Here is an 11,225-nt window from a genome sequence, read left to right as displayed (position 1 = left end):
GACTCCGTCTCTCTGGCAGTGGGGAAGAAAAATGGCACGACAGATCAGGAACTTCGGCGACATCGAGGATCACTTCGAAGTGACCGAGTACATCGGCGGAGGCGCCCAGGCGGACCTCTGGCTCGCCCAGGACCTGGAGACCGGCGAACGGGTGGCTGTCAAGATGCAGCGGGAGCGGGAGTTCGAGTCCGTCCGGAGCTTCGCCGGCCTGGCGCGTGCCATCAGCCGGGAAGGCCGGTCCTACCAGCGGTTGCTCTCCACGACGCCCGGCGCGACGCTGCAGCTGTTCGGGGCCGGCGACTTCCGGGGCCGCCGCTGCATCGTCCTGGAGTACGTCGACGGTGTCCTGCTGTACGACGTGATGAACCGACACCGGCCGATCAGGGAGCAGAGCACGGTGGCTTCGCTCATCGGCCAACTCTGCGAAGCCCTGGCCGACATGCATGACCGGGACTTCGTCCACCGCGACCTGAAGCCCGAGAACATCATGCTGGCACGCGACGGGCGGGTGCGGCTGCTCGACCTCGGGCTGACCGTCCGCGCGCGCAGCCGCACCCGCCACGGGGCCGGGACGATCGGCTACGCGCCTCTCGAGCAGCTCGACGCGGCCCCCGAGGGTGTTACGGCCCAGGCCGACGTCTTCGCCCTCGGCTGCCTGCTGCTGGAGCTGACGGTTCTGGAACTCCCCTACGAAGGAAGCCGGGAGGGGATGACGGACGAGAACCCGGTGGTCCTCCCGCCCGAGAAGCTCCACCTGCTGCCCGCGCCGTTCGCGGCGCTCGCGCTCTCCATGGTGGAGCTCCGGCCGGAGAACCGCCCCAGCTCGGTGCGCGAGGTCTATGAACACCTCCGCCCGCATGTCCCGGAAGTCCGAGCGCCCCGCCCGCTGAAGCCGCTCCGGCCAGCCGATCCGACGGAGTACTACCGGACCCGCTCCCACCGGTGGTGACACCGGCATCACCGTAGTGACTCCAGTCGTTCCCGTGCCTCCGCGAGTTCGTTGCCGCCCATCAACTCGCGGAGCGCCAGCACCCGTTCCATAGCCGCCATCGCTTCGGCCGTCCGCCCCATCGCCACCAGGGAGTCGGTTTGGAGGCACAGGGCCCGGTCCTCGTCCGTCCACGATCCCAGCTCCCGGTAGATGCCGATCGCCCGCTCGAACAGCGGTAGGGCCGCCTCGCGCTCTCCCAAGGTTGCGCGGATGACGGCCAGCGTCCGCAGCACGTCGGCCGTACCGCTGCGGTCCACGGTCCTGCTGACCAACTCCATCGCCTCTGTGCAGAGTTCGATGGCCTGGGGCAGCTCGCCACGGTCGTGGTGAATGGTCCCCAGTCCGTTCAAAGCGGCTGCCGTCCCGGCGTCGTTGCCGAGTCGCCGGTAGAGCTGCAGGGCTGACCCGTGGTTCCGCTCGGCCTCCGCTTCGAGTCCCTGCTTGCGACGGGTGAGCGCCAGGGTGTGCAGCGACCGGGCCAGGCTCAGCAGCCCGTTGTCACTGCTGTCCTGCTCGCTCAGGCGAACGGCCCTCTCCAAGTGGTTGGCCGCGATGTGGAACTGACCCTGACGCCAGCGGGTTCCCGCCTGCATCCGGCAGATCATGGCCTGGTCGACCGGGGCCGCGTCGCAGCTTGCGGCGGCCTCGGCCGCCAGACCGAGGAAGCGCTGGGCGTCCTCGAACCGATGGCGGCGCCACTGGTAGGTGACCAGCACCATCGGCAGCAACCAGGTGTACCGCGGGCAGGAGCGTTCGACCGACAACTCGATGCACCGGATGAGGGTTTCGTACTCCTCCTCCAGAGACTCCAACGCCTCCCGCAGGTCCACGGGCCGGTCCACCAGGACGGGCTCGGGCTCGCCCACCGGCAGCCACCGCTGACCGTCGAGCCACTGGTCGCAGGCCCAGGAGCTCTGCAGCTGATGCTCCAGGATCTGTCGTACGGTGGCCTTCTCGAACCCGGAGCCCTGGACCACCGCCTGCGGGCGCACCCGCTGGCGCGCGAAGGTCCGCATCAGGCTGTGCAGGCGGTAGCGGCCAGACGACACCTCCAGCAGGTTCAGGTCCATCAATTCCTCCGCCGCGCGGTCGGGATGCACACCCTCCGCCACTCTGCCGAGGTCTAGCAGCGCGGCGCGGCTGATGGAGGGGCCGGGGTGCACGGCCAACTGCCAGAGCAGGCACCTGGCGGTCTCGGACAGATCGTTCACCGAGCAGGCGAAGGCGGCCCGTACGGACAGCTGCGACGGAAGATGCTCAAGGGCGTCCAAGCGCTCCTCCTCTTCCTTGAGTTGGCGGCGCAGATCACGGATCGCTCCGACCGGATGTCCCTTGACGCGCCGGACGGCGATGGTCAGCGCCAGCGGGTGTCCGCCGCAGAACTCGACGAGGTCCTTGACCTCCTGGCTAGCCTTCCCGTGATCACCCGTGGGGATGTACTCCTGGAGTAGGGCGGTGGAGTTCGCCTCGTCCAATGTGGTCAAGGTCCGGGTCACCACCTCGTTGCGGGCCTGGAGCACCTCCAGCCTCCGGTGGCTCGTGATCAGCACCGTGCTGGGGCCGGTGCCCGGCAGCAACGGCAGCACCTGGCTGTCGTCCCACACGTTGTCCAGGAGGATCAGCACCGACCTGTCCGCTAGTACGGAACGCAGCGCCGCGCTCTTCTCCACGAGTCCGACCGGCGAGGTGTGCAGCGGAAACTCGGCCAGGAACCGGTCGATGATGTACTCGGGATCGGCGCGCTGCTCCCCCTTCGCCTCCGGGCCGCCGAGATCGGCGTAGAGCGCTCCGTCCGGGTACTCCTCCCGCAGCCGGTGCGCGACCTGGTTACCGACCAAGCTCGTTCCGATACCCGGCATGCCGCTGATCAAGGCTACCGACGGCCTGCCCGGCTCCTGCGCCCGTACCCGCCCCACCACCTCGTCGATCACTCCTTCCCGACCGAGGGCCGTCCGTCCGCGCGCTGGCAGTTGGTTCGGGACGGGAGAGCGGACGGCCCGGGGACGGGTGGGCCTTCCCTGCAAGCGGTCGATGACGTCCTGCAGGTCCTCGTCGGGCTTCTTGAAGCGGCGCTTCCACTTACTGATCGCACTCTTCACTTTCGCCGCCGACAGCTCATCTCCACAGTGCTCTAGGTAGAACCGGAGCAACCAGGGCTCCTCGGGAAGTTCGTGGTACCGCCGGTCCGACTCGATCCGAAGCCAGTCCTCGGCGATGGCTCGACGTGCGGCTTCGAACTGGGCTCGCAGGGCTCGGAGCCACTCCGCCCGCAACTCCACCCGGCGCATTTCGGCCCATGCGCCGGTCAAACCAGCCAGCGGGTCCGTTCCCTCGGGCCACTCCCTCATTGCCGCAGACACGGTGTTGAACCGATCCTTCCCGAACTGACCCTGAGCACTGATCAGCAGATCACGAAAGCGATAGAGATCGATATCATTCCTCGCCGCGCGGATTGAGCAGACATTCGATCGCCCGGTCAGGATCTTTCTCCCTCCCACAGCCTTCCGAAGAACCGTCATGACCTGGTCCAAGTTGTCCCGCGAATGTTTCCCCTCGGGCCAGAGGCAGTCGTACACGTCATCGAATGAGCATCGACTGTCCGGGGACGTCACCAGCAGTGCGAACAGCGCGGCCGGCTTCGTCGTGCCCTTGACCGTCGGCCGCCCGGAAGAGGCCGGGGGCTTGACGATCACCTCCCCGAGCACACGTCCGTCCATGTTCGATTTCCTCCGCTCTTCAACGGCCATCCCGACCGCAGCTTGGACACAGGGATCAGTGCGTAGCGGCCCGACCGTTTACACACCCGCGCTCCTTCGCGCCCCTCAGATGCGCCTCAGAAATCCGTCAGTTCCGCCTTCGGCGCCTCCCTCCCAATCGGTGCACCATGGCGTCAGTCGCTCGCCGGACCGGCAGTGACGAGCCACCGAGGAATGCCAGAACCAGGAGGACAAAGACGTGAGCAACCGCATGCCCGCCCGCCGAGGGGGGCGCACCAAGCGGACCTCCGGCGGATTCCCGCCGCACGCCAAGCGCCGGATCCGCGAGAAGGACACGCCGCCGGCGCCCGCCATGCTGCCCGACCCGGCCCCCGACAACCCGGGGCTGCCCGAGGTCTAGCAGCGGGCCGAACGCGGAACGGGTGCCCACCGAAAGGTGGGCACCCTCGGGAAGGACGCCGTCCTTCTGCCGTACAGCTCTCCCGAGTTCACGGGATGGCACGTAATACCACTACGTGATACGCGACACCACTCCTCACCGACTCAGTGCCCGGACGGGTGCCAAGAGAGGACTGCACCTTGACCGTTGCCTCTATCAGCAGCGTGTTCAACGCCGTCGCACGACACTTCGACGACCCCAGGGCGGTGGACGCCCTGTGCCTGACTGTCTGCCCGGACGACCAGGCACCGGTTTTCCTGACGCCGACCCAGGCCTGGGACGCCCTCTACGGGCCGACCCCGGACCTCGACCTCGCCGCCTCCGTCTGGCGAGCCGTCCTGCTCGCCGCGCGGACCGCGCACGGGACCACCGAGAAGTGGCAGTTGCTCTTCGTCTGGTTGGCCACGCCTAGGCTGACCGGCACCGTCCTCCGGATCTGCCGGCGCCTGCGGGCCGACCGGACCGACATGGAAGCGGAGATGGTCCTGAGCCTGCTGGAGGGCCTCCACTCCGACGAGGTCGACTCGGTGGACGCCCTGCTCAGGACCGCACGCACGCGGGCCTGGAACCACGCTCGGGCCGGGGGCCGCGAGACCGCCTGCGCCACCGTCGAGGGCTTGGCGAACGACCGGGCGACGCCGGACCAGGAGTCCCCAGAGGTCGAGCCCGCCCGGCCCCTCCAGATCGAGGTCACCAGGTACGGACAGGCCGACTGTCTTCGGGCCGAAGTGCGCTTCACCATCTCGCCCGAGCGGGTGAGTCGGCACGCCCTGAGCGCCCTCAGGGGGGTGGCCGAGCAGCTGGGAGACCCCCGTCGTACGTGGGACAGCGGCCGTCGGCGCCACCTCGCCAAGGGGCACTCGCCCCGCGGAACGGCGCGCCGATGAGCGCCGGCCGCGGCACTCCACTGACCTTCATGGAGGCGTTCGACCTCCCGGTCGTGGTCAACGTCCCGACCGCTGCCCGGATCCTGGGCATCTGCCTGACCACCGCGTACCGGCACGTCCGCCAGAACACCTTCCCCTGCAAGGTCCTGCGGATCGGCAACAGGTACCGGGTGTCCACCGTCGAGCTGATGCGGTTCGTCGGTGTGGACGAGCGTGCCGTCTACACCTTCGACCTGGAGCCCGACGACGACTGAACACACCAGAGGGGCCTGCAGAGACTTTCACCTCCGCAGGCCCCTCGTTTCGTTCAGTGGGCTTGATCCGCGCCCGTCACCCTGCATACCGCCGGAGCCCCTCCGGCGAATCCGTCGCGCGACCGCACCGCCGGACACGGCCAGCCTCGGCCGCTGTGCCTGAGTGCGGACCAGCGCCCTCCCCACCACTGTCGCCAGCACCGCGAGCCTTGCCACAGCTCGCGCGTCCCTTACATGGGGCTGATCGCCCGCTTCGGGCAGTCCACCAGTGGATCGTCGCAGGCAGTGACCGCGGCCAGCTCGCGACCTTGGGACCGGTTTGGGACCACGCCCTTGGGCGCGGATTCCGCACGGCTGAGTCGACCTGGATAAACCCGGGACGATGTAATAGGTGAGCCTCCGTCAGTCACCATAATGAGCAGCCGACGTGCCGAACGATTAATTCTGCTGCCTGCAACGCAAGGCCGTCATCAACCGGTCCAAGGACCCGGAGGACAAGCTGCAGCTACTCATCGTCAACAACATGCTGCTGACCGGCTTCGACGCACCACCTGTGCACACCATGTACTTGGACCGGCCGCTCAAGGGCGCTGGTCTTATGCAGGCCCTGGCCCGTGTCAACCGCCGTTTCCGGGGCAAGGAGGACGGCCTTCTCGTAGGGTACGCGCCGCTCACCGAGAACCTCCAGCGGGCGATCGCCGAGTACACGGACGCCGACCAGCAAGACCGCACGCTCGGCCAGGACCTCGACCGGGCGCTGGACGAGGTACGCAACGAGTACGACATCCTCAACGACCTCCTGCGCGGGTTCGACTGGCGGGCCCGGCTGGACATGCCCTCCAAGACGGCGTTCATCGACGCCGCAATCCGGGCCGCGAACTACCTTCTCGACCCGGCCACAGCAGGGAACAACCCGGAGACCCTCGACGACCCCCGCCAGACGCTCGGCCGGCGCTACCGCGAGCACGCCCACCGCCTGGAGCGCTTCTACGCGCTCTGCGGCAGCTCCACCGACATCGGCGAGCGCTTCCCGGACCACCCGGCCTGGCGGCGGGACATCCAGTTCTTCGTGGAGGTCCGCGCCTACATGGCGAAGATCGACGCGATGAACCGCGAGGCTCGCGGCCTTCCTGTCGCCCGCGACGTCGAGCTGTACCTCGCACAGCTGACGTCCTCGGTCGTCGAGACCGGCGGCGTGACCGATCTGCTCGCCGAGGCCGGCCTGGAGACCGCCGACCTGACCCACCTCAACGACGCGCTCGTCGCGAAGCTGCAGGGCAGCGAGACCCCGCACCTGGCGGCGGAAGCCCTGCGGCGGCTCATCGAGCGGAAGATGCGCGAGGTAACCCGGCACAACATCGTCCGGCGGACGACCTTCTCCGAGCGGCTGCAGGACCTCATGGTCCGGTACATGCGGCAGCAGTGCACGAGTGCGGAGCTCATCGCCAAGCTCGTGGAGATGGCCAAGGAGGTCATGGAGGACGCGCGGCGCGGCGAGAAGTTCGAGCCGCCACTGGATTGGCGCGAGCTCGCCTTCTACGACGCGGTCGCCGACCACGGCACGGCCCGCTCCGTCATGGGCGACGAGGTCCTGGCCGGCATCGCCCGCGAACTGGTCGCAGAGGTCCGCAGCAAGCTCAAGCCGGACTGGATCGCCCGCGAGCCGGTCCGCGCCCGCCTGCGTAGCGCCATCAAGCGTCTCCTGGCCCGCCGCAACTACCCGCCGGAGGAGGCCCCGGAGGCCATCGACCTGGTCCTAAAGCAGATGGAGCACTTCGCCAACGAGTGGTCCACGAACGGGGATTAGTAGGGTCGGGGACTGGAAACGGAGCATCAGCCACCGCGCTAGTCCCCGACGCTACTCATACGTGGGTACATGGCGTGGGGGCGGCGTGGGGACCACACGTCGCACATCAGCTTGCGCAGGGCTTGGTCTTCTGCACCGACAACGCGTTACGTTTCAGCGCACGGCAGGCTGAGATCCATATCGCCGGGCGACTGGGGGCGAGGGGTCGCAAGTTCAAATCCTGTCGTCCCGACTTGCATAATCGCAGGTCATAGGCCGTTTCCGCTTCTGGCGGGAACGGCCTTTTTGATGTTCCGTCGGCCGATGGTCGCAAGGCGGTCGCAGCGGTCTGGTGGCCGGGGTCTCGGTGGGGTGGTGTCGAGACACCCGGCCACCGCGGGGTCATTCCCTGTGGGCGCTGAAGAGGAGGTTCGGCGGGTTCTTCACCAGGCGGTCGAGGGTTGTGGTGTCCGTGTCCGTGTCGGGGGAGACGGGGGAGCGCGTCGACTCCTCCCAGTGGAACCGGGTGAATCCGGCGGATTCCGCGACCTGTGCGAGGGTCGCCGGGGGCCAGTAGTGCACCTTGACCGGTGCGGGGGGAGTCGCGGCGATCGTGATGGTGAAGGGGTCTCCTTCGTGGGGGTCGGCCGGGAGGTCGAGCAGGAAGCCGAAGTCCCGGGCCGCTTCCGCGTCACAGTTCACGTTTCCGGCGTAGGCCAGCAGCCTGCCGCCGGGGGCGAGGTGGGAGTGGATCTGCCGGTACATGCCGTCCAGCGTCGCCCGGCTGTCCGCGTAGTGCAGCACGTTGACGGCGATGACCAGGTCGAACGAGCCCAGTGCCGGCATCGTGGCCATGTCGTGCACGTGGTACCGGATGCCCAGTGGCTGCTTCGCCTCGGCGGCTTCGGCCAGTCGGATCATCTCGCTGGAGGAGTCGGTTCCCACCACGTGCTCGGCACCTCGCCGCGCGACCATCCGCGCGTAGAGGCCGTCGCCGCAGCCCACGTCCAGCACCCGCTTTCCCCGCACCGGCCCCAGGGCGCGGAGGAACGAGGGGAACTCCAGGTTCTCGCGGTAGAACTGGATGGCCTTGTCCACGTCGGCGAGCCGTGCGGCGAGGGCGTCGTACTGTGCCATGGTCTTCCCTTCACTGGCCCGGGCGGATGGTGGCGTACGCCTGCCGAGTCGACGTCCGGAGCCGCGACTTCCCGGAGAACACGAGTTCTGCCAGGGGCAGCGGCCGGTGGTAGAAGTTCAGCGACGAGGGGGCGCCGAAGATGTCGCTCGACGCCAGGAAGAAGGGCAGTTCGGCGGTCAGGTACCGGGTGGCCCGCTCGATCTGGTCGGTGGTGAGCGGTCCGTCGTGCCCTCTGGCGGCGAGTACCTCGCGGCTCATCTCCGCGCAGGTCTGCCGGAGGAGGGCGTCCTCGTGCAGTGCGTGCTCGCACTCCGTCAGCTTCTCGCGGTAGACGGTGCCGGACGCCAGGTCCGACATGCGGTGCAGACCGTCCACCGCTCTCGGTCCGCCGGCGTTCTGCCAGGCTCGGGCCACCCTGTTGTAGAGGACGTTGATCTCGCCGCGCGTCTTCTTCGCCGCGCGTTTCGGGTCGTAGCCGAGGGCGCTGTACGTGTGCTCCAGCGCGGAATCCGGAATGACGACGTCGACCTGGTCGAACTCCGAGCAGAGCCAGCCGAGGAGTTCGGTCATCAGTTCGACCCGGAAGTACCCGTTTCCGGGGCTGATCCCGCAGACCACGTGCTGCCGCTTCTCCCATATCACGCGGGACGCCTCGTCGAACGGCTCGACGGTGAACGGCTGCCGGGCGAGCAGGTTCAGATCCGCGTCGCCGACCCCCGTGGTCGTCATGTCCACCGGCCCGTGCCGGGGTGGTCGGCTCCCGCCAGATACCGTTGGCGGAGCTCCTCGCGGAGGATCTTTCCGGTGCCCGTGCGGGGCATGTCCTTGAGCTCGATGACGATCGGCTCGGCCAGTTCGGGCAGCCCGCGGGTTATTCGTCCCCACAGCTGCCGGTCCGACTGTCCGTCAGGCGTGGCGACGATGGGGACGGGAGGGCCGTCGGGCACCGGGAGCAGCACGACCTCGTGCCGCTCGGGCAGCTTGTCGACGATCACGTCCTCCAGCTCCAGGCAGCTCGCCCCAGGGGTGTAGTTGACCTCGCGGTCGAGCAGCTTGAGGGCACCCGTCCTGGTCTTGACGCCGATGTCGCCGGTGTTCCACCAGTCGCCGATGACCTTCTCGCGCCAGCGGTCCGGTTCCTGGTAGTAGCCCACGCACCGGGCCTTCGTCCGCGCGAGCACGAGTCCGGGCCGACCGTTCGGCACCGGGCTGAACGTTTCCGGATCCACGACCTTGAGCTGGACGAACCCGGGCATCGGCCGGCCCACCGTGCGGGGCCCCGGCATCTGGTCCCGCCGCTTGTTCGCCCGGTACCGCGTGATGGCGGTCATTCCCATGCCGCCGGTCTCCGACTGCCCGTACCCCTCCCGCCAGAGGGGGAAGGGATGCTTCGACGCGTTCAGGAACGTCCGGATCGTCGACCAGCGCATCGCGTCGAAGTTCCCCACGAACATGCGGACCGAGGAGAAGGCGTCGCCCTGGTTCTCCCGGGCGAGCCCCTCCATCTGGAGGAAGTCGATCGGCAGCGCCTCGATCACCGTGGGGCGGTGCTGCCGGAACATCGGGCCGACCACCTCGGAGTCGTTCTCGCTCATCAGAAGGATCTTCGAGGGCGACAGGGTCAGCGTCGAGTAGATCCAGGTGAACGCGCGGGCATGCACCCACGGCAGGAACATCGCCACGGTGTCGTTTCGGCGGTCGGTGAGCGGCGGCAGATGCCGGCATTCCAGCCGGGCCATCCGCTTCTGGAGTTTGGCCGGGGTGTACATGATGAGCTTCGGAATGCCCGTCGTGCCCGACGTGTGGGTGAGCATCATCAGCTCGTTGTCGCCGCGGAGGACGGTGGGCGCTTCGGCGTCCCCGAGGACGTCGTCGAGGGCCGTCGTGTCCGGCACGTCCCCGTCGAGGCACAGGGTCCGTGCCGCGAACGACGGGAGCGGGCTCCCGTCGCTTCCCTTCTCCTCCAGCAGCAGCCGATTGCTCACCAGGAGCTTCGGTTCCACCCGCTTGAGCAGCGGGCGCACCGTGTCTGGAGGCAGCGATCCCGACAGCATGACGGGAATCGCGCCGATCCTGGTCGCCGCCGAGGCGAGCAGCAGGCAGTCGAAGTGGTTCTTCTTGTACACGGCGACCCGGTCGCCGGGCCGGACCCCCGCCGCGTACAGGGCTCCGGCGGTGTTCCTCACGCATTCGGCGAGCGCCGCGATGTCGAGGATCTTCTGACCGGCCGGGTCGATGTCCATCGGCCGGCTGAGGCGGAAGAGCATGGACTTCCCGTGTTCCGCCCTGCGGTCGAAGAGGAGTCCGAGGCCGAATTTCCATAACTGGCTTCCAGGCACTGCTTCCCCCAAGTTGCAACCAGGTTGCCTGACGATCGATCAAAGTGTGCGGGCCGATGGCACTCCGGTGCCGGATGTCGTCATCGGTGTCCTAGGCCCGGAAGGGTCGTCCGTCCAAGGCTCGGAGAGCCGAGTCCGGTGCCACGCACGACGGCCGTGTCACGGCTCGATCATGTCGTGGGTGGTCTTGACCGACTGCACGGTGCGGGCGCCACGACGCCCTTCCTCGGAACGGGCGGAGCCCGTTGCACCAGCCGTTGGCGGCTGCCCGTGGGCCGGGCCGCGGCGGCGGACGCGATCGGAGCCGTGAACCCCGTCGGCACCGTCGTGGGCATGGTGACGCCGAACGTGCTCGAGACCGCTCAGCACTTGCGATTCATTCGAATTCCTTCAGAGGAGGTCGATGTCGCTTCCGTGTCAGTAGGCAGATCCTGGCCCTGGCGCCCCTTGGGTGTCCAGGGTTCCGCGCGTGTTCGGGCCATCCCCGCTCTCCCCACCGTCACCACCCGCACCTCGCGACGAGGGTCCGGGGTCCGCGGAACGACGTAGGCGCAGGTGACCGTTCCCGCCGGCGCGGAGCGCTCGCGGCGGGAGGTGTCGCCGCCGCCATCGGAAACCTGTCCGAAACCGGGCTCCGCCCGTCCTCCGGCGGGGCCGCACCGGTCCTCGTGGAG

9 protein-coding genes are annotated in these 11,225 nt (G+C 68.3%); 5 read left to right on the top strand and 4 right to left on the bottom strand.

Features of this window, described 5'->3' with window-relative positions:
- Positions 1-31: 31 nt before the first annotated feature.
- Positions 32-949, top strand: a complete 918-nt coding sequence (locus ACFRAR_RS22240) for a serine/threonine-protein kinase (RefSeq protein ID WP_380699865.1) — start codon at positions 32-34, stop codon at positions 947-949.
- A gap of 8 nt (positions 950-957) precedes the next feature.
- On the opposite strand, the gene ACFRAR_RS22235 is transcribed toward ACFRAR_RS22240, so the two are convergent.
- Positions 958-3,708 (bottom strand): tetratricopeptide repeat protein, encoded by a 2,751-nt coding sequence (locus ACFRAR_RS22235; RefSeq protein WP_380699864.1) that lies wholly within the window; start codon positions 3,706-3,708, stop codon positions 958-960.
- 238 nt (positions 3,709-3,946) lie between these two features.
- On the opposite strand from ACFRAR_RS22235, the gene ACFRAR_RS22230 reads away from it, so the two are divergent.
- From ACFRAR_RS22230 to ACFRAR_RS22215, 4 genes are all read left to right on the top strand, one after another.
- The gene (locus tag ACFRAR_RS22230; protein ID WP_380699863.1) at positions 3,947-4,108 is read left to right on the top strand and encodes a hypothetical protein; all 162 of its coding nucleotides are present in this window, start codon (positions 3,947-3,949) and stop codon (positions 4,106-4,108) included.
- A 179-nt stretch (positions 4,109-4,287) separates the two neighbouring features.
- Positions 4,288-5,034, top strand: a complete 747-nt coding sequence (locus tag ACFRAR_RS22225; RefSeq protein WP_380699862.1) for a hypothetical protein — start codon at positions 4,288-4,290, stop codon at positions 5,032-5,034.
- Positions 5,031-5,288: a helix-turn-helix domain-containing protein gene (locus tag ACFRAR_RS22220; RefSeq protein ID WP_380699861.1), complete on the top strand. Its 258-nt coding sequence runs from the start codon at positions 5,031-5,033 to the stop codon at positions 5,286-5,288. Before ACFRAR_RS22225 ends, ACFRAR_RS22220 begins: the two co-directional genes overlap by 4 nt.
- 451 nt (positions 5,289-5,739) lie before the next feature.
- Positions 5,740-7,095 carry a type I restriction enzyme endonuclease domain-containing protein gene (locus ACFRAR_RS22215; protein ID WP_380699873.1) on the top strand — a complete coding sequence of 452 codons (1,356 nt, stop codon included), beginning with the start codon at positions 5,740-5,742 and terminating at the stop codon, positions 7,093-7,095.
- 381 nt (positions 7,096-7,476) lie between these two features.
- Here ACFRAR_RS22215 and ACFRAR_RS22210 read toward each other — a convergent pair whose 3' ends face one another.
- The 3 genes from ACFRAR_RS22210 to ACFRAR_RS22200 are packed head-to-tail and all read right to left on the bottom strand — an operon-like array spanning position 7,477 to position 10,479.
- Complete coding sequence (locus ACFRAR_RS22210) at positions 7,477-8,211, bottom strand: class I SAM-dependent methyltransferase (protein ID WP_380699860.1); 735 nt, start codon at positions 8,209-8,211, stop codon at positions 7,477-7,479.
- A gap of 10 nt (positions 8,212-8,221) precedes the next feature.
- Positions 8,222-8,941, bottom strand: coding sequence for a tRNA-dependent cyclodipeptide synthase (locus ACFRAR_RS22205; protein WP_380699859.1), 720 nt, complete (start codon positions 8,939-8,941; stop codon positions 8,222-8,224).
- On the bottom strand, positions 8,938-10,479 hold the full coding sequence (locus ACFRAR_RS22200; RefSeq protein WP_380699858.1) for a class I adenylate-forming enzyme family protein: 1,542 nt from the start codon (positions 10,477-10,479) through the stop codon (positions 8,938-8,940). Before ACFRAR_RS22200 ends, ACFRAR_RS22205 begins: the two co-directional genes overlap by 4 nt.
- Between the last annotated feature and the right edge of the window lie 746 nt (positions 10,480-11,225).

The sequence above is a fragment of the Kitasatospora sp. NPDC056651 genome (genome assembly GCF_042792155.1).
Lineage (GTDB): Bacteria > Actinomycetota > Actinomycetes > Streptomycetales > Streptomycetaceae > Kitasatospora.
Note: the sequence above shows the minus strand (reverse complement) of the source record. Positions and strands in the feature narration are given on the sequence as shown.